We start from the raw sequence: 24,535 nt of genomic DNA, 5'->3' as shown, positions 1-24,535 counted from the left end.
CGTATTCTTTTACCCTATTCGTTATGACAATCCTAATTCCTCTTTCTTAATCGAATCTCCATAAAAAAAGGCTATACTCGTTATAACACGATAATAACCCACATTAATCCGTATTCTAATAAGAAATCGGGACAATATAGGTTTATACGGTGAAAAAAGCCCTCTCAGCGGAAATAACCGCCTTGAGGGCTCACTTAGCTTAGAAGCGATATAACGATTTACAGGTTGTTGTCGCCTGGCTTCCAGTTCATTGCGCACAATCCGCCGGATTGAAGAGCTTGAAGCACACGTAGTGTTTCTTCTACTGAACGACCCACATCGTTGTGGTTAACAACTTGATATTTCAACTCGCCTTCAGGATCAATGATAAAGAGACCGCGCAATGCAACGCCTTCTTCTTCGATCAATACGCCGTAGTCACGAGCAACTTGCTTAGTGATGTCGGAAGCGAGCGGGAAGTTGATCTGACCCAGGCCGCCGCTGTCTTTTGGAGTGTTGATCCAAGCTTTGTGGCTATGGATAGAGTCTACACTCACACCAAGAATCTCTGTATCCAAGAATTTAAAATCATTATAAGCATCGCTGAGTGCTGTGATCTCAGTTGGGCATACAAATGTGAAGTCTAGCGGGTAGAAGAAAAATACCAGCCATTTACCGCGATAGTCAGACAATTGAACCTTACCAAAATCTTTACCATCACCAGTTACGGTCTCCATTACGAAATCAGGAGCTGTTTTTCCAACTAAACGTTCTGCCATGATTAAAGTCCTCCTTCTCCTATGTAACCAAAAATCGTTTTCTCTCTAAATTATGAAGAGTCCGTGAAACTCTTAATATAAATGAAGAGTTTATGAAACTCTCAAAAGAGCACATTTAAAATCCTATCATCGCCGAGTTTCAAAGTCAATATTATAAATCTTATTTGTTGATAATTATTATAATTAAGAAAAAAAGAAGCACAGTAAGGCCTCTATCCTCCCTACTGTACTCCTGTATTATCATATTAATTTTAAAATCTCTTCATTAATAAGGCCTCTATGAAACTCTTATTTTACAATCGCCGCTACAATCAGATCTCCCATTTCAGAGGTACTGATCGCCGTGCTCTTGTCTACTGCAATATCACTTGTCCGATGTCCTGCATCCAGCACCTGCGCTACTGCTCTCTCAATCGCATCTGCTGCATCGCTGTATCCAAATGTCAAACGGAACATCAAGGCAACAGACAGAATAGTCGCAATCGGATTCGCTAATCCTTGACCTGCAATATCAGGAGCCGATCCGTGTACCGGTTCATATAGACCAAAGCTTCCCTCACCCATAGACGCGGATGCCAGCATACCGATGGAGCCTGTGAGCATAGCCGCTTCGTCACTTAAAATGTCGCCAAACATATTTTCCGTTACAATGACATCAAAGCTTGATGGGCGGCGTAATAGCTGCATTGCACAGTTATCTACGAGTACATGCTCAACTTCAACGTCTGGATATTCTGGAGCAACCCGGTTTACAACTTCACGCCACAAGCGGGAGGTCTCGAGCACATTTGCTTTATCGACCGATGCCAATTTCTTTCTGCGTTTTTGTGCTATTTCAAAAGCTAGACGAACGATCCGCTCTACTTCAGTTACATTATAAACACAAGTATCTACCGCTTCTTCTCCATGATCTCCCTGTCTGCGGAACTTCTCTCCAAAATAGATTCCGCCTGTCAGCTCTCTAACGACCATCAGATCTGTACCTTCAAGCACTTCCGGCTTTAATGTAGAAGCATCTTTAAGGCAATCAAACACGACAGCAGGTCTTAGGTTAGAAAATAATCCGAGCGCTTTGCGGATACCCAGCAATCCTGTTTCTGGACGAAGCTCTTTGGAATTGTTGTCCCATTTAGGACCACCCACCGCTCCGAGCAGAACCGCATCAGCACTTTGACAAACTTCCAGTGTTTCTTGCGGCAACGGGGTTCCTGTCTCATCAATCGCGATTCCGCCAAATAAAGCGTGATTCGTTTCAAAAGTGTATCCGAATACTTCTTCCGTTCGTTTCAACACTCTCTCTGCTTCTGCAACAACCTCTGGTCCGATACCATCTCCTGCAATGACGGCGATTTTTTTAACTTCTGACATGACTGCACGCTCCATTCTAAATAATATCTGCTATATATCTTTGTAACATAATCAGGGTAGATTTGACCAAGATATAGAAGCTATCGCTTTTATAGGTAAAGGCTATAAGACGCTATTCCATTCTATCAATCGTTAAAAATTCAATGTAACACAGTTGAAAGAGACCAAAGAATCCGATTACAATAGACTTGTTATGATGGTTTAATTTCCCTAAATGAGAGGATGAGGGTGGATGCAGTATACGTATTTGGGAAGATCAGGGCTCAAGGTAAGCCGTCTATGTCTGGGCACGATGAATTTTGGACCAGCAACGGATGAGAAGGAAGCGTTTCGTATTATGGATGCTGCTGTTGACGCAGGCCTCAATTTTTTTGACACGGCTAACATCTATGGATGGGGTGAAAATGCAGGGCTGACAGAAACGATTATCGGTAAATGGTTTAAGCAAGGCGGCGGACGCAGAGAAAAAGTCGTACTTGCCACCAAAGTATACGGCTCCATGCATGACAGAGCAGATGGACCTAATGATGAAGCAGGCTTGTCAGCATACAAAATCCGTCGACATCTCGAAGGCTCGCTTCAACGTCTTCAAACCGATCATATTGAGCTCTATCAAATGCACCATGTCGATCCTAATGTCTCTTGGGAAGAATTATGGGGAGCATTCGAAGTTGGAATTCATCAGGGGAAAATCGGCTATGTCGGTTCAAGCAATTTTGCAGGTTGGCAGATTGCAGTCGCTCAAATGGAAGCCAAAAATCGAAACTTCTTGGGTCTTGTGTCAGAACAGCATAAATTCAGCCTGAATTGCCGACTCCCTGAGCTCGAAGTACTTCCTGCAGCACAAAAACTTGGACTTGGCATCATTCCTTGGAGTCCGCTTGATGGCGGTTTGCTCGGACGAAATGCACTCAAGAAGATCGAAGGAACCCGCAGTGGAGGTATTGCTGAACGTGTGGAGCAGCATCGTACCCAATTGGAAGAGTTTAGCATACTGTGCCGTGAGCTTGGAGAACCGCAGGATAATGTGGCTTTGGCTTGGCTTCTCGCAAATCCCGCGGTTACCGCGCCAATCATTGGACCTCGCACACTCGAGCAATTCGAAAGCACGCTGGATGCACTAGAGGTCAAGCTGGACGAGTCTGTTCTCAAACGACTGGATGAAATATTCCCAGGTCCAGGCGGTCAGGCACCGAACGCTTACGCGTGGTAATGAATTTGCAATTTATTTACAGCATTCAAATACAGCAGCAAAAAAGCGGCCTATGCTATAACAGCACGGCCGCTTTTCTTGTTGTTGGTACGACGATTCATAAGGAATAGACAACTATAATCTTATTTATGAGTCCAATGCATCATTTCACGTAATTGTGCGCCGACAACTTCGATTGGATGATTCGCTTCGTTACGACGAGTCGCTGTCAGGAATGCACGTCCGGATTGATTCTCCAGGATAAAGTCGCGAGCGAATTTACCTTGCTGGATATCGCTGAGGACTGCTTTCATTGCTGCTTTGGTGTCCTCAGTTACAACGCGTGGTCCAGTAACATAGTCACCGTATTCCGCTGTATTACTGATGGAATCACGCATGCTGGCAAGACCGCCTTCATACATCAAGTCAACGATCAATTTTAGCTCATGCAAGCATTCGAAGTAAGCCATTTCTGGAGCATAACCAGCTTCAGTCAAAGTTTCAAAACCTGCTTTTACAAGAGCACTTACACCTCCGCACAGCACAGCTTGTTCACCAAACAGATCTGTTTCTGTTTCTTCACGGAAAGAAGTTTCAATAACACCAGCACGTGTACAACCGATCCCTTTTGCATAAGCCAATCCAATTTCTTTTGCTTGACCTGTAGCATCTTGCTCAATAGCAATTAGACCAGGCACACCAAAGCCTTCAACATATGTACGGCGAACCATATGTCCAGGGGATTTAGGAGCAACCAGCATTACATCACTTTCTTTAGGAGCAACAATTTGACCGAAATGAACATTGAAACCGTGGGAGAACATTAGAGTTGCTCCTTTTTTAAGGTTTGGTTCAATTTCATTTTTGTAAACGGAAGCTTGTGTTTCATCCGGCATCAAGATTTGCACAACATCTGCACGGCGAGTTGCTTCTGCAACCGACAATACTTCGAAGCCGTCATTTTTAGCTGTTTCAAATGATTTACCTTCGCGTAAACCGACAACTACGTTTAGACCACTGTCACGCAAGTTTTGTGCCTGAGCATGTCCTTGACTTCCATAACCGATAACGGCGATCGTTTTACCTTTCAATACGCTAAGATCTGCATCCTGTTCATAATAAGTTGTAACTGCCATTGTTAAAGCCCTCCTTTGTATTGTAAAGAAAACCCTGCATGAATGAGCGGGTGTTTCAAGGGACTATAGAACTGTCCGCAGTCTATGCCTGTGGTCCCCTCAAACCCCCGCCCATTCTTCAGGACTGCAAATTCCTGTCGCGGTAAATGACTAAAATGTGATGTTAAAACAGGCTGGCTAATGAATACGAAAATAGTATATTTATACGTTTCCTCGGATCATTGCCGTTACACCTGTTCTGGATAATTCCCTGATACCATAAGGTTTGATAAGCTCGATCATCGCGTCAATCTTATCTGTATCTCCTACGACCTGCACCATTAAGCTGGAGTTGCCAATATCCACAACCGAAGCACGGAAGGTTTCGACAAGACCCATAATTTCCGGACGAACCGAAGGCTCGGCTTTTATCTTGATCAGTGCAAGTTCACGCGCAACCATCGGATTGGAGCTCAAATTAACCACCTTGATCACATCAATTAATTTGTATAACTGCTTCTCAATCTGCTCAAGTAAATGTTCATCGCCGAGTGTCACGATAACCATTCGGGATAATCCAGCTTCCTCAGACTGACCGACCGTGATGCTTTCAATATTAAAGCCGCGGCGACCGAACAGACCTGATACCCGTTGAAGTACTCCTGGCTGATCATTTACCAGTACGGCAATCGTATGTCTATTCATGATTTATGCATCCCCCATCAGCATTTGATCAATGGTCGATCCCTGCATTACCATCGGATATACGTTTTCTTCCTTGTTAACTACAAACTCTACAAGAACCGGACCTTCCGTTTCGAGTGCTTCTGACCAAATCTTCTGCGCTTCTTCCTTATTCGTGGCACGAAGACCTTTGACACCGTAAGCCTCTGCCAGTTTGACAAAGTCAGGACTTCCAGCTAGATCAATATGGCTATATCTGTTGTCATAGATCAGCTCTTGCCATTGTCTTACCATTCCGAGCACCTGATTGTTGATAACCACAATCTTAACCGGAATCTTGTTGATTGCACAGATCGCTAGCTCCTGAGAACACATCTGCATACCACCGTCTCCGTTAATAGAGATAACCAGGCGATCCGGATGTGCCATTTGAGCACCAATTGCCGAAGGGAATCCGAAGCCCATCGTACCAAGTCCCCCGGAAGTAACCCATGAACGCGGTTGATTAAACTTATAATACTGAGCTGCCCACATCTGATGCTGACCTACGTCAGTAGTTACAATTGCACTGCCTTCCGTCGTGTCATTCAACATCTCAATAACCCATTGTGGTTTGAGTACTTCATCTGAATCTTTATAGTTGTACAAACGGTCGCCTTTCCACTCCCGTATCTGGTTCCGCCACTCATCTGCTTGTTCTGCACGAGCTGCTTCATGATTGAGCAGTTCAAGGACCGTCTTAACATCTCCTACAATCGGGATGTCTGTAGGTACATTTTTGCCAATCTCCGCAGGATCAATATCAATATGCACAATCTTTGCTCGAGGGGCAAAACCGTCCAGCTTACCGGTTACCCGATCATCAAATCTGGCACCAAAGTTAATCAACAAGTCTGCTTGCTGGATGGCTTGATTCGCTGTATACGTGCCGTGCATCCCTGGCATTCCCATCCACAGCTCATGACCGCTTGGGAATCCGCCAAGCCCAAGTAATGTTGTCGTTATTGGAATCTCTGTCTTCTTCACAAATTCGAACAATGCTTCATGTGCTCCAGCGTATACAATGCCGCCGCCGGCCAGAATTACTGGTCGCTCTGCTTGTTTAATCGCTTGATGCAGCTTATCAAGCTGAAGCTTGTTAGGCGTAACTGTTGGATTGTAACCTCGCATATTCACAGGTTCTGTCTGCGGAATAAACAGCGTTTTGTTAGCTGATACATCCTTAGGAATATCGATGAGTACCGGACCTTTGCGTCCTGTGTTCGCAATATGAAATGCCTCATGAATCACTCTCGGCAAATCCTCAACTGAACGAACCAGATAGCTGTGTTTCGTGATTGGCATCGTAATCCCTGTAATATCGGCTTCTTGGAATGCATCCGTACCGATCAAGCTCGAAACGACATTTCCGGTAATGACAACGAGTGGAACCGAGTCCATGTAGGCTGTTGCAATCCCTGTAACCAGGTTAGTTGCTCCCGGACCGGAGGTTGCGATACATACGCCTACTTTGCCGCTTGCCCGAGCATATCCGTCGGCTGCGTGAATTGCGCCTTGTTCATGGCGGGTAAGCAAATGCTTGAAATCTTCAAATCCGTACATTGCATCGTAGATGTATAGGACCGCGCCCCCCGGGTAGCCAAAGACGCATTCAACACCTTCTAATAGCAAGCTTCGAAGCAGAATTTCCGAGCCTGTAATGACTTCCGGTTTCATCCATTTCTCACGTAGTTGATCAGTTGATCGCATTTCAGGATTATGCGCATTCATGAAGATCTCCCCCTTCTTAAGGATTACATTAATCTGACATGTTAGACAACAAAAAAACCTTCCATCCCTGCGGACATAATATATGCCTCGCGAGGGACGAAAGGTTGTTACTTCCGTGGTACCACCCAGGTTTGTCAAATTCCTCACGGAACCTGACCTTAGCAAGTAATAAGAAATGTTGGTCAACAGACCTACCCATTCTTCATACCTGTCGTCTGTAACGTAGACTTACGATTTTCCCTATTAGGCAAGGACTTCGCTTGCTTTTCAGGAAAACAGCTCCGAGGTGAGCTCGTATTTAAGGGATTATGGTGGTACTTTCAGCCAAAACTGTCCACTCTCTGCACATAAGTGCCCTTAAAACTTCGTCCTCATCATTGCCGATAAACTATAGCGGTTAAATGTTAGGAACATTATAAGATTCATTTGTAGAAATAGTCAACACTTTATTTTTCAAAATATAGTCAATCCATGTACAAACCTTACTGTATCAGCTATTTTTGTACGAAAAACCGAACATGACCAAGCTCCTTAGGCATATAATGCCCCATCCATACCGTATGCCCCAACAAAGGAGGGTTATCCATGATTCGTAATCGCAGACCTAAGCAAGATGATGCAGCTATCATGGAATTAATTCATAGCCAGCTTGTGCCCATTTCACATATGAGCAAGCATGAGCTCAACTTGATCATTCAGGATATTCCAAGCCGATTGTCCCGAGGGATTACCTTGGTATCATCTGCTACTTATGAATCCAATATTGTTGGTTTTGTACATTTCATGATGCATGGTTCTTTACTATACATTGACATGATGGCAGTTTATCCCAAAGAGCAGCGCAAGCAGCATGGCAAAGAATTACTGAATAAAGCCGAACAATTTGCGGTTTCCCGTGGCTGCAAGAAGTCAAAAGTTATGGTGGATGAAGGAAACAAGAAGGGAATTAATTTTTATCAGAAGATGGGATATAAGTTGCTTCGATATGTTGATATCGGTCGTTGCTACGAGTTCGAGAAAGTATTAGAAGAATGCTAGAATATCGAAAACAATGAACACAATATATTATCATTACTATAGAAATATTTAATAGAAAAATTTATTTTTAAACCCAAATCCTCCATAGCCTTGCCCTGGTCCGTAACCTGGCCCCGGTCCATATCCTGGTCCAGGTCCATAACCAGGGAAGCCACCATATCCGCCACCTGGACCTTTGCCTCCGTATCCAGATCCGCCATGAAATCCTCCCGGACCATATCCGCCTCCGAAGCCCCCGCCAAATCCACCTGCGAATGGCAAAGTTCCAACTGCCAATAAATCAAATAGGACAAGCGGAAGAATCGCCCGTGTACCTGCATCTTTTTCTTCCGTCGGCTGAAGCATAATTTTATTTCCTGTTACGCTAACGAGCTTGCCCGTCACTTTTGTACCATCTTTGCGAACGGCTACGATATTCTGTCCGATCAGTCGCTTTGCGTCCTTAAGACTAACAGAATTATTCATCTTTTACCCTCCTTCTTCTCGTAGGATTCAGAATCATCATATTCGTAAATCGTCTTGAATGTATGTTTCAATGTCCTGCATGTACAAAAAAAAGGTGATGCTTGCATCTTAGAGCAAGCATCACCTGATATAGATGATTAAATATGAAGTTATCGTTTGCCTGGATCGTATGGCTGTCCCAGTGCAGCAGGTGCCGCTGAACGTCCGACCGCAGCTACGAGTACGATGACTGTAAGCAGATACGGCAGCATAAAAATAATTTCCTGGGGAATAGCCTGAGCCCATTCAAACATTTGAATATAGTTGCGGACTGCTTGGGACAACCCGAAGAAGAGAGCTGCACCGAAGGCCCCAATCGGATTCCATTTACCAAAGATCATGGCAGCAATCGCAATATATCCTTGTCCGGAAATTGTATTGTGTGCAAACACATTTGTTGTCGTGAGTGTAAGAACAGCTCCTCCAATTCCGGCAAGCGCACCACTGGCCATAACAGCAAGGTATCTGTATTTTGTTACGTTAATCCCCATCGTATCGGCAGCACTTGGATGCTCCCCTACGGAACGGAGACGCAGCCCGAATGGCGTTTTGTACAGGAACAAGAATGTGAATATAACAAAAAGTACAGCTAAGAAAGTCGATGGATAATGATGAATAAAAACATTACCGAAGAACGGAATTTCTGCCAGCTTCACATCGAATATTACTGGATTCCATTTTTTGAACCCATCAATAAGCGGAGTTTCCCCTGACCCATCAAACAGCAGCTTAACCATATACAATGTACTTCCTGCTGCCAAGAAGTTAATGACGATACCACTTATAATCTGGTCTGCCTTAAAAGTGATAGAGGCTACAGCATGGATCAGAGATACAACCAATCCCAATACAGCTGCTGTAATCAGACCAACCCAAGCCGCTTGTCCACCTGTCATCCCTGCTTCTTGAGCATAATGGGCGGATACACCCGCAGCAAAAGCACCGAAGATCATAAATCCTTCAATCCCCAGATTCGTTACACCGGAACGCTCCGAGAATATACCACCAAGTGCAGCAAATACAAGAGCTGTTGCAAAGACAAGTGTCGTATTAATCAGCTGTCCGGAGAGCGTTATGAAATCCATAATTACAACACCTTCTCTTTCTTGCGCTTCGCATAGAAGGGCTTAAGCACCCAGCGCACGATACCTTGTGCAGCAATGAAGAATATGATAGAGCCAATCACAATACGAATCAGTTCCGGTGGAACATCTGCTGCGAAGCTCATTCCAGCAGATCCGTATGTCAATCCTCCGAATAGGAAGGCTCCCAAGATTACACCAAATGGATGATTCATACCGATAAGAGCTACCGCAATACCGTCGAATCCCGTACCCGGAGAGCCTTGGAGAATCGTTTGATAGCCGAACACACCAAGAATTTGAAAGGCACCGCCAAGCCCTGCCAAAATACCACTAATAAACATGGCTTTGACAATGTTACGATTCACCTTCATACCCGCATACTCTGCTGCATGGTGGTTATGGCCTACAGCACGAAGCTCGAAGCCCTGCTTTGTTTTCCACATGAATACATAGAATACCACCGCTGCGAGAATCGCAATCAGCGTTCCCCAATGAACACGGGAATTACTCATTAGCTCGGACAACCAACCGATCGCAATGGAGGCAGATGGTTGAATCTCTTCAGAGCGATTCTCACCCGGCATAAGCATAAATTGTCTTACGACGAGATTTCCCAGATAAAGTGCAACCCAGTTCATCATAATGCTGGTAATGACTTCATTGACTCCTCGTGTTGCCTTGAGATAGCCCGCAATAGCTGCCCACAGACCGCCAGCCAAAGCCCCTACAATTAATGCAAGCGGCGCATGGATAATCAGTGGTAACCCTGTAAGCTTAATACCGACAAATGCGGATGCGGTCATACCTACGATAAACTGTCCTTCAGCACCGATATTAAAGAGTCCTGCACGGGAAGCAAAGGCAAACGCCAAGCCCGTCATAATGAGCGGGGTCATCTCACGCAATGTTTCCCCAATGTTATACGTGCTTCCAAATACTTTCTCGACTAATGCTCCGTAAGCCGTTATAGGATTATAACCGCCAATAAGCATAACGACTGCACCCAATAGAAGACCCATAATAATAGCAACGAGTGGATATATAATTGAATCCTTAGTGAACCATTTTAATATGCTACTCACTAGATGCACCTCTCTTCACGGTGCTACCTGCCATCATTAGACCCAGCTCTTGATCATTGGTCTCTTCTGGAAGCACTTCACCTACAATATGTCCCTCGTAAATAACCGCAATCCGATCCGAGACATTCATAATTTCATCGAGTTCAAAAGAAATCAACAGCACTGCCTTACCTTGGTCACGCTGAGCAATCAATTGCTTCTGAACGAACTCAATAGCCCCTACATCAAGACCACGTGTAGGTTGGGCAGCAATAAGCAAATCCGGATTCTTGTTCACTTCTCTGGCGATGATCGCCTTCTGTTGGTTACCTCCGGATAATGCGCGTGATAAGGTATCAATGCTTGGTGTTCTTACATCAAAGGCCTGGACCAGCTTCTTCGTGTGCTCCTGTATCGCTTTGAAATTCAGGAACCCTTTCTTTGAATATGGCTCCTTGTAGTAGGATTCCAGCACCATGTTCTCGCTGACAGAGAAGTCCAGCACAAGACCATGCTTATGACGGTCCTCGGGAATATGTCCGATACCTGCTTCCGATACTTTACGGGGCGGCTCATTCGTAATTTCTTTGTTATTCAGCGTAATTTTGCCTGAATTCACTTTACGCAAGCCAGTAATCGCTTCAATCAGCTCACTTTGTCCGTTACCGTCAACTCCGGCTATTCCGACAATCTCTCCTGCTCGAACCTGCAGATTCAGCTTGTCCAGTACGGCCATACCTTCTTTATTTTTTGCGGTTAATTCATGGATATCGAGCACCGTTTCCTTAGGAACAGCGGGCTTTTTATCTACCTTGAAAGTAACGTTACGGCCAACCATCTTCTCTGCCAGCTCGTTAGGAGTCGTCTCTGACGTTTTTACCGTATCAATTACTTTTCCTCGGCGGATGATCGTAACTGTATCTGATACTTCCATGATTTCTTTCAGTTTATGAGTAATAAGAATGATGGATTTTCCTTCTGCGACCAGCTTCTTCATGATCACCATCAATTCCGAAATTTCTTGAGGGGTCAATACCGCTGTCGGTTCATCAAAAATCAAAATTTCCGCGCCTCTGTAAAGGGTTTTCAAAATTTCGACACGCTGCTGCATTCCTACAGAGATCTCTTCAATTTTTGCATTAGGGTCGACCTTAAGTCCATATAGCTCAGACAACCGTTTAACTTCTGCCACTGCCTTTTTATAGTTAATATTGAGGCCCAGCAATTTCTTAGGCTCGGAACCCAATATAATATTCTCTGCTACTGTAAATGGCTGCACCAATTTAAAATGCTGATGCACCATTCCAATACCTAGCTCGATGGCTTTATTAGGACTATCAATAATTACAGGCTGTCCTCCAACTTCAATTCCACCTTCATCAGGCTGATATAGACCAAATACAATATTCATCAGCGTCGATTTTCCGGCGCCGTTCTCGCCTAGCAGTGCATGAATCTCTCCCTTATGCAGCTGCAAGCTTATAGAGTCATTAGCGACAATGCCCGGGAAGCGTTTAGTAATTTGCTTCAACTCAACGACAGGAGTTGCTGCACCCATGAGATCACCCTTATAAATTTGATTTGATGGTATTAACCCTAGACGTAAGAACAAGGCTAGTTATATAAACCAGCCTTGTTTTACATCCGTTACATGTAAAATTCAATATTATTCTCACACGAATCAATCAATCGCCGTAATTACTCTGCAGGAATTGTGATTTCACCGCTAATAATTTTTTCTTTGTATTCCTCGACCAGCTCAAGTACGTCTGCCGGTACGTTTGCTGTAGAAGTCTCAGCTACGCCAACACCGTTAGCAGCCAAATCCAGCACTTCTAATCCTGGTTCAAAAGTTCCGTTGACAACATCAAGGGATACTTTCTTAACTGCTTCGTCTACTTTCTTGATCATAGAAGTCAGGGTAATCTCATCACCAAACTCTAGTGATTGGTCTTTGTCTACACCGATAACCCACACATCTTGTCCAGAATCTTTGCGTGACTTCGCTTCGTTAAATACGCCTGTTCCCGTTGCACCTGAAGCATGGAAGATAATATCCACACCTTCATTGTACATTGTAGCAGCAGCTGTTTTACCCAGGTCAGGCTTGTCAAATGCGCCAGTGTAGTTAGGGATAAACTCAGCATCTGGATTTACAGCCTTCACGCCTTCTCTAAATCCAATTTCGAACTTCTTGATCAGCGGGCTATCCATTCCGCCGACAAATCCAACTTTATTTGTTTTTGTCATTTTACCTGCAATGACACCGACAAGGAAGGAACCTTGATCTTCAGCGAACATTACAGATTTGACGTTTGGAGCATCCACTTCACTGTCGATAATCGCAAGCTTAGCTTCAGGGTTCTGTTCAGCAACTGTCTTGATTGCTTCAGCCAGCTGGTATCCAATTCCCCAAGTCAAAGAGTACTCGTCCTTGACGAATGTATTCAAGTTTGTGTTGTAGTCCGCATCGGATTTACTTTGAAGATATTTAACTTCTGCACCTGTTTCTGCATTAACTGCTTCAAGCGCTTCCCAAGCAGATTGGTTAAAGGATTTATCGTTTACACCGCCGACGTCAGTAACCATTCCGATTTTTGCAGAAGATTCAGCTGCGCTACCTCCTCCTTCACCGCTGCCTTGCGAGCTGCTGTCGTTGTCATTGCCGCAACCAGCGAGTGCAACGGAAGCTGCTAGAATCATGCTTAAAGACAAACTTAGTACTTTCTTCATCTTGGAATTGTTCCCCCTTAATATATTCCCTAATTGATATCATACTTTAATCTTCAGATTTACGGATTATAAGCTGGTCCGGGCAATCATTATTTATAAGTACAATTCAATAGGACTGTCCTACTAGAGGTGATTATACAATCAACCCATGTTAAAATCCAGCAGTTTCATGACTTATTTATGAGTTTTTTTAAGAATGTTCATAATTGTAAGCGCTTTATAAGTTATAATTAACACAATTAGGTTTATTATGTGTAATATAATCTGCCTTAAACGTGACATTTATAGAGTATTTAAAACTTTTCATTTGTATTATTTGTAATATGTAACTCTAATTCGACTATCCTTAATTAAGCCTAGAGACCCACCAAGACATGCACTTTTACTTAGTCCCCATAAAAAAGCCGCCTATGCGGCGGCTCTTATCACTTGAAGAAATTAAGCATTAATTTTTTCCTTAGCTACAACTGCCAAAGAGTTGAATGCATTAATATCGTTTACTGCAAGATCAGCAAGCATTTTACGGTTCATGTCAACTCCAGCGAGTTTCAATCCGTGCATGAATTTGTTGTAAGACAATCCGTTCATGCGAGCTGCTGCGTTAATACGAACGATCCACAATTTGCGGAAGTTACGTTTTGTCTGACGACGATCACGGTATGCATATACCATGGATTTCATAACTTGTTCGTTAGCTGTTTTAAAAATACGGTGTTTAGAACCGAAATAACCTTTAGCAAGTTTCAATACTTTTTTATGACGACGACGAACAACGAATCCGCCTTTTACTCTTGCCATATCAAAGACCTCCCAGAAAATATATGTTAGTAATCAGTGGACTATTTCAGGTTAGCCAAACCTTGTTTCAGACGCTTAACGTCACCAGGTGCCATAACCGGGCTGCCTGCAAGAACGCGCTTCGCGCGCTTCGATTTGTGGGAAAGCAAGTGGTTTCTGTATGCTTTGTAACGTTTCACTTTACCAGTACCAGTAACTTTGAAACGACCCTTCAGGCTGCTGTGAGTTTTCATTTTAGGCATTGTGTATTTCCTCCTCCAAGTTTATCTGGCTCAGGCTTTAGGAGCCAAAATCATAATCATGCTCCGGCCCTCAAGTTTAGGTTGACGTTCGATAGTGCTGAGTTCAGCAACTTCCACTTTCACGCGTTCCAAAATCTTTTGACCGATATCCGCATGGGCGATCTCGCGTCCGCGGAAGCGGACGGAACACTTCACTTTGTCGCCTTCCTTCAGGAACTTGACGACATTGCGAAGTTTTGTTTGGTAATCATGTTCCTCGATGTTGGAACGGAACCAAACTTCCTTGATGTCCACAATCTTTTGATTCTTACGTGCTTCTTTTTCTTTCTTCTGCTGTTCGTAACGGAACTTACCGTAATCCATGATACGGCACACTGGCGGTTTAGCCTGCGGCGCCACATTAACCAGGTCCAGATTAAGATCTGCAGCCATCTGCAATGCTTCGCGAATAGGCTTAATGCCGATCTGCTCTCCTTCAGCTCCGACCAAACGAACTTCCTTCACCCGAATTTCATCATTAATCATGTGTTCTTTACTAATAACTGTCCACCTCCAGATCGTTATCGATAATCCCTATACAGATAAAAAATAAAGGGATGCCGGCAATCTACCGACATCCCTGAACAATCAACAATTCTTCATGAAATTCATTCATAAATCATTGGATCGTTACCAGTCAGCTTAATGCCGATCAGGTGAGAAGTCGGACCTTCTACTTTTGAATCCATATTCCAAAACAATCACCTAAATAATAATACATGTTCACAATAGCTTTGTCAACACTTAATTAAATATTTATCCTTGCTTGCTTTGAACCTCTTCCAATCGAACGACACGGGTATGCTTCGTGTGGCTCCATTGCTTGTTGTTTTGCGTGAAGAAGGCATACAGCGTAATCGGATACCACGATAACAAATAGATCGGGAACAAGATAAGTGAAATGTACACTTTCTTGAAGCGCACCTTCTCCAGAGCCAGAGACAACAGAAACGTAACTACGTTCGCCGCAATAGCAAGGAATCCAACCCATATCGGCAGATAACCATAAATATTAGTAATGTTCGGTCCATTGAACAAGATAATATCCACGAAGCTGATTGCTGTCATGATAAAGGTCAGCAGAACTACATACACGTTAGCACTGTATACCGCGAGGTCAAATTTGACCAAGCTGCCTTGCTTGATACTTTTCCAGATCAATGGGAAGAAGTATCTTCTGGCTACCGTAAAGTGCCCCTGCATCCAGCGAAGACGTTGTCTTGCCGAAGCTTTAAATGATAAAGGCTTCTCATCGAATACCTTAGCATCATAGTTGAATACAGGATATACATCACGATCTACAGCACGCATTGTAAACTCCAGATCCTCAACTAGAGACGTGGCTCCCCAGCCCATATCTCTAAGCAGCTTGCTCTCAAAACACATCCCTGTACCGCCAAGGAAATTCGCCATATTGAGATTATGACGGGACAGCTGCCACAAACGGTTAATATACCAATAGGAAATTCCGTAAGCTGCTGTGATCCAGGAATCTTCAGGATTCTTAGTATCGATATAGCCTTGAATAACCCTAGCTCCTCTGTTCAGGTCATTGTTCATTTCCTGAAGGAAGTTCTTCGCAGCCAAATTGTCGGCATCAAACATGACCACCGCATCATACTGCTTAGGCATGCTCCAGAGCTCTTTAAGCATCCATTCAATAGCATAACCTTTACCGCGCTGATCGGCATTCGTTCTGATACATGCATTCATACCGTGTGCCCGAACGATCTCGGCCGTATTATCTGTACAATTATCACAAATAACGAACACGTCGTACAGTTCTTTGGGATAATCCAGTTTCTTCAAATTTTCCAGCAATGCTCCAATGACTTCTGCCTCATTGTGAGCAGCAACCAATACAGCAAAAGACTTGTTCGGCGGAAACTGTTGTTTCTTTTTCTTTTTAATCAAGCCGAACAGAGAAAAACCAAACTGATACACAGCTAGGAACGCCAAGATCACTTGAAACGTTACAAATATCGCATTAAACATTTGTTCTCTGCTACCCCCTCTTTAAATGTGAGCATCTCTTTTTTTAACACACATCTTTTTTTAATTTCATGACCCTTTTTTGTTTCGTTTTTTATCTTTGCCACTTATTCTTTACTGCCTACTCGATTTTGTATGCTTTCTTTGATTTTGTCAAAATCGCCATAAGTCATCTTCGAGCGAAGAAAACGTTCTTTTGGACTGAAACCTGACAGAAACTACGGTAGGTCTTTCTTTCACAGCGGTTTGTTCTTATTTTCATCCATTTTCACGTTTTTTATTTGGATGCTCTCTTTATTTCTTCTGTTTTTATGAAGCACACATTGAAATTCCATAAAGAGGACAATCTTCTAAATCTTAAACGGATCAAAGAACAAAAAAGTTTGAGTTTTTATAACTCAATTTTTTTTAAACCATCTCAAGCAGCTTGAATCATTTTATATTTTTTTGAACCTCAAAGTCAAAACTCCCGTTTTTTTGTATAATACACATGGGTTATTCTTGATAAGGACATGATTAAAAAATATGATAAACTTAGGTTTACACGGGGCATGTCGGTAAATCACCAACAACCTGCTGACTCCTATGTGGACAGTACATCAAGCAGGGGGACTTATAATGGACCGTCTTTTCGTACGACTTCAGGCGATGGAGCAAAAAATTTTCATATGGATTAACGGACGCCTTCATAATCGATTTCTCAATTTCTGGCTTTATTATCTAACTCATCTCGGTGGAGCCACCTTTACGATCACTGCTTCTCTATTGGTTGGCTTTATCGCACCGGAACCCTTGGGACAAGCCGGTTACATGGCCTTCACCGCACTGGCTATAAGTCATATTCCAGTTGCAGCAGCGAAGAAGCTGTATCCGAGAATCAGACCCTATTTAGCCATACCAGAAACCAATACGTTCCGCAATCCGTTATCCGATCATTCATTTCCATCAGGTCATACTACCGCAATTTTTTCAGTAACGATGCCTTTTATGTTTACGTTTCCTGAAGTGACCATATTGTTGCTTCCTGTCGCTTGCATCGTCGGTTTTTCCCGAATTTACTTGGGGCTCCATTATCCTTCTGATGTCCTAGCCGGGGCACTTATTGGTACTTCAGTCGCATTCGGCACGGTTGCATTGTGGCCCTAACCTAGAGTATCTTTGAATGACAGAAATCAGAGCAAGGAACAGGTGAACAGAGAGTGAGCAAAAAAAGAGTGTTGTTATTATCTGAAGGATTCGGAGCTGGACATACTCAAGCCGCATACGCACTCTCGAGCAGTTTAAGGAAACTCTCATCTGATGTGCAGACGAAAGTGCTTGAACTTGGGAGTTTTCTTAATCCCCATGTTGCTCCACTGATCATAAATGCATACAAAAAAACCGTAACCAATCAACCCAGACTAGTAGCACTAATGTATAAGAGTCAGTACAAGAAACCGATCAACCGCTTCACGACTCTTGCTCTGCACAGGCTGTTCTATACACATACTCGAAGCATCATAAGACAGTTAAAACCGGATATCATCGTTTGTACTCATCCCATTCCGAGTGCGGTCATTGCCAGATTGAAGAGACTGGGATTACAGGTTCCATTATGTACGGTCATTACAGATTATGATGTTCACGGAACCTGGATCAGTCCCGAGGTGAATCGTTATTTGGTCTCAACTTCTGATGTGTTGGATAAGCTAACCCAGCGGGGTGTTGCCATCGAGAAGATTCAAGTAACTGGGATTCCGGTTCACCCTAATTTCTGGGAACATCCTAGCCATGATGAGATTAGAATGAAGTTCAATCTGAAACCCATGCCAACCGTCCTCGTTATGGGCGGGGGCTGGGGGCTGATGACGGATGAAATTGTCAACGAATACTTAGCCAAGTGGCATAAAGATATTCAATTTATTTATGTTCTGGGAAACAATGAAAAATCCCGAATTGCCATGGAACGCAACCCCATTTATCAGCAGCCAAATATTCACGTGATGGGCTTCACACGAGAGGTTGACAAACTAATGGAAGTATCGGACCTTCTTGTGACCAAACCGGGAGGTATGACCTGCTCAGAGGGTCTGGCCAAAGGTATCCCGATGCTGTTTCATAATCCCCTTCCAGGCCAAGAACAAGAAAATTGTCAATATTTCACGGGTCTAGGACTTGGAGAACCCATAAGTTCGCTTAACGTGGTTGAAAAATGGATGAACAAGCTTCTGAATAATTATGCTGATATCGTTCAAAAGCGAAGAAAACATATCCGAGAGATCGAAAAGTTCCATCCCATGCAGAGTGCTAGAAGCATTATTGAACTGGTTGAATCAGAAAGGGTGCCTACATGAGGCACCCTTTTTTATATTTATGAGGACAAGCCGGAAATCATACCGTCAGGCTTTCATTTTCCAGTCCGTATACCTCAGCTGATACAAAAAACACCTTCTCTTAATTGAAGAAAAGGTGTTAAGGAGTGGTTCAACTTCATAATTTATGAAGTGGATTCCTGATAACGATATTTTTTAAGACGAATCTCATTATATTTCTTAAGAGCATCCTCACCAATCAAGACCTCGACACGGTGAATATTCATGCCTTTACCCATGAACTTCTGCTCATACTCCGTCATTACATGCTCCTCATTTAGACCATCCCGATGCAAGTTCAAAGAGATGTTCGTCATTTGCAGACCATAATCCGCAAACGAATTGATCGAGAACTCGAACAAGGTCTCTGAGTCTGTTTTGAAATGGATTTGACCCCGGCTGTTCAGTACTTCCTTATACTTGTCCAAGAAGCGAGGATGCGTCAGACGTCTCCGAGCATGCTTGGATTTTGGCCATGGGTCGCTGAAGTTAAGATAGATTCTCTCCACTTCCCCCTGCTCAAACACATCCAGGATGTTCTCAATGTTGGCAAGAGCCAGCTTCAAATTAGGCGGCGTCTCAAGCTCTTCCTCTGCCCAAGCTATTCTTGCCTTATCGCTGGCACGACGAACGAGCTCATCATACATATCAATACCGATATAATTTACATCTTGATTGCGGTAACTCATCTGGCTGATGAACTGACCTTTTCCCATGCCGAACTCTACATGAATCGGCTTCCCGTTACCAAACAAGTCAGCCCATTTGCCTTTATATTCTTCTGGATTTAATATAACCAGATCCGTTTGACTTTCCAGATTTTCGCGAATCCCTTTTCTGCCGCGTAAACGCATGTCTCTCCTCCGATTTTTCAGTAAAATGTTCCGGCATTAATTGTGCCTAATTATCGTTCAAATGTAAAGTCTTTAAATACGATCGAAATGAGGACCAATTCAAAAGAAAAAGGAATCGTTCGCTGCACTTAGAGTGTACAGCACGATCCCTTCTTCAAATATATTTGGAATTGGGGTCCAACTACTTTAACAGTTCATAGTCTACCTTATCTTGGGTGGAAAAATCAAATGTCTTTTCAAAAGCCTTTCTTATTTTTTTCTTAGCAATAGCTTCTACCTGAGGATTTCCATTAAATTTAACGCCAGTTAGTGCCAATGCTTCATCTGCAGTAAGCTCAACAGAGATTTTATGCCCACCTGATTTTAGACTTGAATTCATGTTAATCACCTCACGAATAGTATGGCCGAGACGAAAAAAATGTATGAATTCTGCGAAAAAATAGTGTGTTTTTCAAGGTCTGACCTCAGCTAAAATATAACATAACTGTGTAATGTTTTGCAAGAGGTAAGCGCTATCTTTTTATGCCCTTTTTATTGAAGTATTTCTGGTTTCTCTAAAGGAGAATTCCCATTTATCGGCGCTTTTTGTTACAATAGAAAATGTGAAAAAAGGGATTTGAATATCCCTTTCTTTTCATTCACCTTTATTTAGTTTAATGAATCAACAAAGGAGTTTCCTTATGAATATGCCTGTTTCAACTCCTCCGCTGCTATGGGGAGAGAAGCGATTTCACACTTGGAATCATGAGATGCATAAGCAGTTTGATAATAAAGTATTTAAAGTCATGCTGGATGCTGGATTTACCTGTCCCAATCGGGACGGCTCCATTGCCAAAGGCGGTTGTACCTTCTGCAGCGCGCGCGGTTCAGGTGACTTTGCCGGTGCGAGACGCGATGATTTAATTACCCAATTCAATACGATTAGAGACCGTCAGCATCAAAAATGGCCAAACGCCCAGTATATCGGATATTTCCAAGCTTATACCAATACTTATGCGCCGGTTGAGCAGCTTCGCGAATATTATGAAGTGATTCTCCAGCAGCCCGGAGTCGTTGGGTTATCCATTGCGACACGACCGGATTGTCTGCCGGACGATGTTGTGGACTATCTGGCTGAGCTTAATGAGCGCACTTATTTGTGGGTTGAGATGGGACTTCAAACCATTCATGAATCCACATCTCGGCTCATTAACCGTGCTCATGATACGAAGTGTTATGAGGATGCGGTGGAGAAGCTGAGAAAACGAAACATTCGGGTATGCACCCATATCATTCACGGACTCCCTCAAGAGACACATGAAATGATGCTTGAGACGACACGCGCTGTGGCCCGTATGGACGTTCAGGGCATCAAGATCCATCTGCTTCATCTCATGAAGAAGACACCTATGGTTAAGCAGTACGAGGCGGGTCTGCTTCGGTTCCTGGGACAGGATGAGTACATTAAGCTGATCGTGGATTCCCTAGAGATTTTACCGCCGGAAATGATTGTACACCGGTTAACCGGTGATGCCCCTAGAAATCTGCTGATTGGACCCCAGTGGTCGATGAAGAAATGGGAAGTATTAAACGGAATCGATGCCGAGCTCCGCGCACGTGATACATGGCAGGGTAAATATTGGAGGAAAGCTTAATATGGGTTTTATTTCGGTACTAAGCTGTGCCCATCAGTGGATCGCTGCAAGACTGCGTTCCGGGGATTATGCAATAGATGCAACATTAGGGACAGGATCAGATACGCTGTTCCTGGCTCAGACAGTGGGCGCAAAAGGCCATGTCTATGGATTCGATATTCAAGATGAGGCAATCCGCTTGTCTTCTAGCAAGCTGAACAGTGCAGCGAACAAGGATAAACTCGCTGCCGTCTCCCTCTTCTGTCGCAGCCATGCCGATATGAAAGAGATGATCCCGACAGATAAGCATGGTCAGATTGGTGCCGTGATGTTCAATTTGGGCTATCTTCCTGTAGAACATGCCGATCATAGCGTAATAACTGAAACATCAAGCACAATCACGGCTTTGACAGCTGCTCTGGAACTTCTCAGACCCAAAGGTATACTCACAGTAGTTCTTTACCCAGGACACAAAGGTGGAGATGAAGAAGCGTCCAGTGTCTCTAAGTGGGCTGCTCAATTGCCTACAGACGTTGGACAGGCGGTCATTTATAGACAGCTGCAGCGAGAAACATCTCCTTATCTTATTGCCATTGAGAAAAAGTAATCTCAAGGTTGCCGGGTAAAATCACTATAAACTTCATATGTTAAGGAGAGGACAGTATGACAGCACCATATCCATTGCAATTTGAACCTGAATTTAAAGAGAGAGTCTGGGGAGGACGCGCTCTTGAGCAATTCGGTTTGTCTCTTCCCGAGGGTCATATTGGCGAAGGCTGGATGATCGCCGACCATCCGAATGGAACAACCAAAGTCATGAATGGCGAGCTTGCTGGAACAGGACTTGATGAGATTCGAGTGCAATATGGTGAATCATGGTTAGGTACAAAAGGTGTTTCCGAAAAAGGCGGCCGATTCCCGCTGCTCATTAAACTGCTCGACTGTAATGATGATCTGTCCGTACAAGTGCATCCAACTGATGATTATAAAGGACTGCCGGAGGGAGAGCTTGGAAAGACGGAAATGTGGTACGTACTTGATGCTAAACCTGGTGCCAAGATCATTTACGGGCTCAAAGAACAAGTAACCTACGAGCAGCTACGCACTGCCCTGAATAACGGTACGGTAATGGATACCTTGCAAGAAGTATCTGTCGAGGCGGGAGATTCCTTCTTTATACCTGCAGGTACAGTCCATGCTCTATGCGCTGGAGTTGTTGTCGCAGAAATTCAGCAGAATTCGGACACAACGTACCGTATATTTGATTACAATCGACCAGGACTCGACGGCAAAGCACGGGAACTACATATTGAAGATTCACTGAATGTAACGAAGTTTGAATCTACAGGTGCAACATCCATGAAGACGGATCACGCCGTTCCAGGAGAGTGGCTCACTCTAGCAACATGTCCTTATTTTGTGGTTGAGAAAGGCATTGTCTCCGGTACATGGGAGCTGAATACGACCGAGGACAGCTTTACTATACTCGTCGTATGTGACGGAACAGGCCGTCTTGCATGGGATGGTGGAGCAAGCCTTGCCCTTACAGCGGGTCAATGTTACCTGATTCCATCCAGCCTTGGGAGCTACCAATTGTCTGGTGAAGCTACGGTGCTTCGCTCTTATCTCCCGTAAATTATGGCTAGCACAAGCCAGACATCAAGGAGGGCGACTCGGTCATGCAGGAGTACATGTTTCAATTACAGGATAGTGACGAAGTCAATATCTTTGTATATCGCTGGACTCCGGAAGATCATATACCGGTCAAAGGGATCGTACAAATTGCTCACGGTATGTGTGAAACAGCGAAGCGTTATGAAGAGCTGGCCAGTACATTGACGGACCATGGATTTATCGTTTATGGTAACGATCATCGCGGCCACGGTCTAACCGGCATGGCACAAGGCATGCTGGGCGACGGTGGTCCGGATGTGTGCAATTGGATGGTGAAGGATGTAGCCGAGCTCGGAGAACATATACGCAAAGAACATTCTGAATTACCGTTATTTCTGTTAGGACACAGCATGGGTTCCTTTATTACTCAGAAGTTGATGTATGCACATCCTGATCTGTTTGATGGCTATATCCTCTCCGGAACGAATGGCAAAAGAAGACTTCTCAAATTCGGTCAAAGGCTGGCTGCACTGCAAGCAGGCTTACAGGGACAAGAGCATCGCAGCCTCCTCTTGAATGCAATTATCTTCGGCGGATACAATCGTGCCTTTCGCCCTGCCGCCACCCCCTTTGACTGGTTGTCTAATGATAAAGACGAAGTTAGAAAGTTCGTTGAGGATCCGATGTGCGGGGCCATATGCACCACCCGTTTTTTCCGGTGCTTCTTTGATCTGTTAATGGAGATCCATCTGCCCAAACATATGAGCAAGATCCCCAAGGATAAGCCTGTCTATATCTTCTCGGGTCAGCGGGATCCGGTGGGCATGTATGGTAAAGGGGTCATGAGTCTGGTTAAGACTTATCGGAAATTGCAATTTGCCGATCTACAATATCGGCTCTATCCTGACGGAAGACACGAGATGCTCCACGAAGTGAATCGTAAGGAAGTGGAGCATCATATTGTGGATTGGTTGGAACAGCATGTGTAGCAGTGAGTCAGAACTCCTGTATCCTTGGAAACGGATAATCATCCTGGCTGAAGATATACCACAACTGAAGCCGATTCATCTATGGAACTAAAAGCCCGAGTAATCTCGTGTATTAAAAAAGCCTTTCTTGTTCAATGCCATCGAACTGTTGCATTGGACAAGAAAGGCTATTCTTCGTTACCAATTCATACGTTCTCGCAGCGATGTAATATGTGCCGTATGATGAAGGCTGTGCCATGAGTACAGTCTCAAACATTCCCCAAGGGTCAGCGACTTCTGTAATCCAGGATGATAGAAGGTGCGATCGTATTGTTCCGGACTCATGGACTCAAGCAGAGCGGTCCAACGCGAATGGAGACCCTCTATAATCGATAATGAAGCGCTTATAGGCACATCCGACACATCTGTTGTCTCTGCCCATAAGGTCTCTTCATAGGGTCTAATAGCGGGCTCATTCTCGGTAAGCGCAAGCTTGAAACGAATAAAGCTGTTCATATGACTGTCAGCAACATGATGAACAACTTGGTTAATCGTCCAACCTTCAGGTCGATATGGGGTAGCGAGCTGTTCATTAGATAAATCTGCAACCGCATCTTGAAGTCTCGCTGGAAGCTTCTTAATATTGTCCATCCAAATCTTGCGGTTATCGTTATTAGGTGTATCTTCAACTTCCAAACCGATAGGATACCTCAGATCATTGTTCATTTCCATCCTCCCCTTATATGTACTTCATTA

The 24,535-nt window shown here is 43.9% G+C and carries 25 protein-coding genes and 1 other annotated feature; of the genes, 8 read left to right on the top strand and 17 right to left on the bottom strand.

The window, feature by feature from the left end; all coding sequences use genetic code 11:
* Positions 1-218 precede the first annotated feature (218 nt).
* Both BM415_RS02775 and leuB read right to left on the bottom strand, forming a co-directional pair.
* Positions 219-758 (bottom strand): peroxiredoxin, encoded by a 540-nt coding sequence (locus tag BM415_RS02775; protein ID WP_091154345.1) that lies wholly within the window; start codon positions 756-758, stop codon positions 219-221.
* A gap of 288 nt (positions 759-1,046) precedes the next feature.
* Positions 1,047-2,126, bottom strand: a complete 1,080-nt coding sequence (leuB, locus tag BM415_RS02770; protein ID WP_091154343.1) for a 3-isopropylmalate dehydrogenase — start codon at positions 2,124-2,126, stop codon at positions 1,047-1,049.
* Between the two features lie 232 nt (positions 2,127-2,358).
* Between leuB and BM415_RS02765 the strand changes: the two genes are divergently transcribed.
* A complete protein-coding gene (locus tag BM415_RS02765; RefSeq protein ID WP_091154340.1) occupies positions 2,359-3,339 on the top strand; it encodes an aldo/keto reductase in 981 nt (326 codons plus the stop codon).
* 122 nt (positions 3,340-3,461) lie between these two features.
* On the opposite strand, the gene ilvC is transcribed toward BM415_RS02765, so the two are convergent.
* From ilvC to ilvB, 3 genes are all read right to left on the bottom strand, one after another.
* A complete protein-coding gene (gene ilvC / locus BM415_RS02760; protein WP_091154339.1) occupies positions 3,462-4,454 on the bottom strand; it encodes a ketol-acid reductoisomerase in 993 nt (330 codons plus the stop codon).
* A 201-nt stretch (positions 4,455-4,655) separates the two neighbouring features.
* Entirely contained in the window at positions 4,656-5,138 is a 483-nt protein-coding gene (gene ilvN / locus BM415_RS02755) for an acetolactate synthase small subunit (RefSeq protein ID WP_170862348.1), read from the bottom strand.
* Positions 5,139-5,141: 3 nt separating this feature from the next.
* Complete coding sequence (gene ilvB / locus BM415_RS02750; RefSeq protein WP_091154334.1) at positions 5,142-6,887, bottom strand: biosynthetic-type acetolactate synthase large subunit; 1,746 nt, start codon at positions 6,885-6,887, stop codon at positions 5,142-5,144.
* 585 nt (positions 6,888-7,472) lie between these two features.
* Here ilvB and BM415_RS02745 point away from each other — a divergent pair.
* On the top strand, positions 7,473-7,925 hold the full coding sequence (locus tag BM415_RS02745; protein WP_091154332.1) for a GNAT family N-acetyltransferase: 453 nt from the start codon (positions 7,473-7,475) through the stop codon (positions 7,923-7,925).
* Positions 7,926-7,973: 48 nt separating this feature from the next.
* Here BM415_RS02745 and BM415_RS02740 read toward each other — a convergent pair whose 3' ends face one another.
* The 9 genes from BM415_RS02740 to BM415_RS02700 form a co-directional block, all read right to left on the bottom strand.
* Positions 7,974-8,390, bottom strand: coding sequence for a hypothetical protein (locus BM415_RS02740; RefSeq protein ID WP_091154330.1), 417 nt, complete (start codon positions 8,388-8,390; stop codon positions 7,974-7,976).
* A 149-nt stretch (positions 8,391-8,539) separates the two neighbouring features.
* Positions 8,540-9,514, bottom strand: a complete 975-nt coding sequence (locus BM415_RS02735) for an ABC transporter permease (protein ID WP_091154328.1) — start codon at positions 9,512-9,514, stop codon at positions 8,540-8,542.
* A 2-nt stretch (positions 9,515-9,516) separates the two neighbouring features.
* Positions 9,517-10,596, bottom strand: a complete 1,080-nt coding sequence (locus BM415_RS02730; RefSeq protein ID WP_091154326.1) for an ABC transporter permease — start codon at positions 10,594-10,596, stop codon at positions 9,517-9,519.
* Positions 10,589-12,133, bottom strand: coding sequence for an ABC transporter ATP-binding protein (locus BM415_RS02725; RefSeq protein ID WP_091154323.1), 1,545 nt, complete (start codon positions 12,131-12,133; stop codon positions 10,589-10,591). Before BM415_RS02725 ends, BM415_RS02730 begins: the two co-directional genes overlap by 8 nt.
* Before the next feature lie 140 nt (positions 12,134-12,273).
* On the bottom strand, positions 12,274-13,308 hold the full coding sequence (locus BM415_RS02720; protein WP_091154321.1) for a BMP family lipoprotein: 1,035 nt from the start codon (positions 13,306-13,308) through the stop codon (positions 12,274-12,276).
* 438 nt (positions 13,309-13,746) lie between these two features.
* Entirely contained in the window at positions 13,747-14,106 is a 360-nt protein-coding gene (gene rplT / locus BM415_RS02715; RefSeq protein ID WP_076311718.1) for a 50S ribosomal protein L20, read from the bottom strand.
* A 41-nt stretch (positions 14,107-14,147) separates the two neighbouring features.
* Positions 14,148-14,348 (bottom strand): 50S ribosomal protein L35, encoded by a 201-nt coding sequence (gene rpmI / locus BM415_RS02710; RefSeq protein WP_091154319.1) that lies wholly within the window; start codon positions 14,346-14,348, stop codon positions 14,148-14,150.
* 30 nt (positions 14,349-14,378) lie between these two features.
* A complete protein-coding gene (infC, locus tag BM415_RS02705; protein WP_091154317.1) occupies positions 14,379-14,873 on the bottom strand; it encodes a translation initiation factor IF-3 in 495 nt (164 codons plus the stop codon).
* A 56-nt stretch (positions 14,874-14,929) separates the two neighbouring features.
* Positions 14,930-15,072, bottom strand: a sequence feature (ribosomal protein L20 leader region).
* Between the two features lie 71 nt (positions 15,073-15,143).
* On the bottom strand, positions 15,144-16,382 hold the full coding sequence (locus tag BM415_RS02700; RefSeq protein WP_091154315.1) for a glycosyltransferase family 2 protein: 1,239 nt from the start codon (positions 16,380-16,382) through the stop codon (positions 15,144-15,146).
* A 615-nt stretch (positions 16,383-16,997) separates the two neighbouring features.
* On the opposite strand from BM415_RS02700, the gene BM415_RS02695 reads away from it, so the two are divergent.
* Both BM415_RS02695 and BM415_RS02690 read left to right on the top strand, forming a co-directional pair.
* Entirely contained in the window at positions 16,998-17,525 is a 528-nt protein-coding gene (locus BM415_RS02695) for a phosphatase PAP2 family protein (RefSeq protein ID WP_091154313.1), read from the top strand.
* A gap of 53 nt (positions 17,526-17,578) precedes the next feature.
* A complete protein-coding gene (locus BM415_RS02690) occupies positions 17,579-18,712 on the top strand; it encodes an MGDG synthase family glycosyltransferase (RefSeq protein WP_091154311.1) in 1,134 nt (377 codons plus the stop codon).
* 143 nt (positions 18,713-18,855) lie between these two features.
* Here BM415_RS02690 and trmB read toward each other — a convergent pair whose 3' ends face one another.
* A complete protein-coding gene (gene trmB, locus BM415_RS02685; protein WP_091154309.1) occupies positions 18,856-19,584 on the bottom strand; it encodes a tRNA (guanosine(46)-N7)-methyltransferase TrmB in 729 nt (242 codons plus the stop codon).
* A gap of 181 nt (positions 19,585-19,765) precedes the next feature.
* Positions 19,766-19,963, bottom strand: a complete 198-nt coding sequence (locus tag BM415_RS02680) for a hypothetical protein (RefSeq protein WP_091154307.1) — start codon at positions 19,961-19,963, stop codon at positions 19,766-19,768.
* A 301-nt stretch (positions 19,964-20,264) separates the two neighbouring features.
* Between BM415_RS02680 and BM415_RS02675 the strand changes: the two genes are divergently transcribed.
* Genes BM415_RS02675 through BM415_RS02660 form a run of 4 tightly spaced genes read left to right on the top strand, consistent with a single transcriptional unit; the run spans position 20,265 to position 23,800 of the window.
* Entirely contained in the window at positions 20,265-21,218 is a 954-nt protein-coding gene (locus tag BM415_RS02675) for a tRNA modification radical SAM protein MnmL/YtqA (protein WP_091154304.1), read from the top strand.
* Position 21,219: 1 nt separating this feature from the next.
* Positions 21,220-21,804, top strand: coding sequence for a tRNA 5-(aminomethyl)-2-thiouridylate-methyltransferase MnmM (locus BM415_RS02670; protein ID WP_091154302.1), 585 nt, complete (start codon positions 21,220-21,222; stop codon positions 21,802-21,804).
* A gap of 56 nt (positions 21,805-21,860) precedes the next feature.
* A complete protein-coding gene (locus BM415_RS02665; RefSeq protein WP_091154300.1) occupies positions 21,861-22,832 on the top strand; it encodes a type I phosphomannose isomerase catalytic subunit in 972 nt (323 codons plus the stop codon).
* Positions 22,833-22,876: 44 nt separating this feature from the next.
* Positions 22,877-23,800: an alpha/beta fold hydrolase gene (locus BM415_RS02660; RefSeq protein WP_091154298.1), complete on the top strand. Its 924-nt coding sequence runs from the start codon at positions 22,877-22,879 to the stop codon at positions 23,798-23,800.
* 177 nt (positions 23,801-23,977) lie between these two features.
* On the opposite strand, the gene BM415_RS02655 is transcribed toward BM415_RS02660, so the two are convergent.
* Entirely contained in the window at positions 23,978-24,505 is a 528-nt protein-coding gene (locus BM415_RS02655) for a YfiT family bacillithiol transferase (RefSeq protein ID WP_091154296.1), read from the bottom strand.
* Positions 24,506-24,535: the final 30 nt, after the last annotated feature.

The sequence above is a fragment of the Paenibacillus sp. 453mf genome (assembly GCF_900116105.1).
GTDB classification, from domain to species: domain Bacteria; phylum Bacillota; class Bacilli; order Paenibacillales; family Paenibacillaceae; genus Paenibacillus; species Paenibacillus provencensis.
This window is presented reverse-complemented; position numbering and strand designations above follow the sequence as displayed.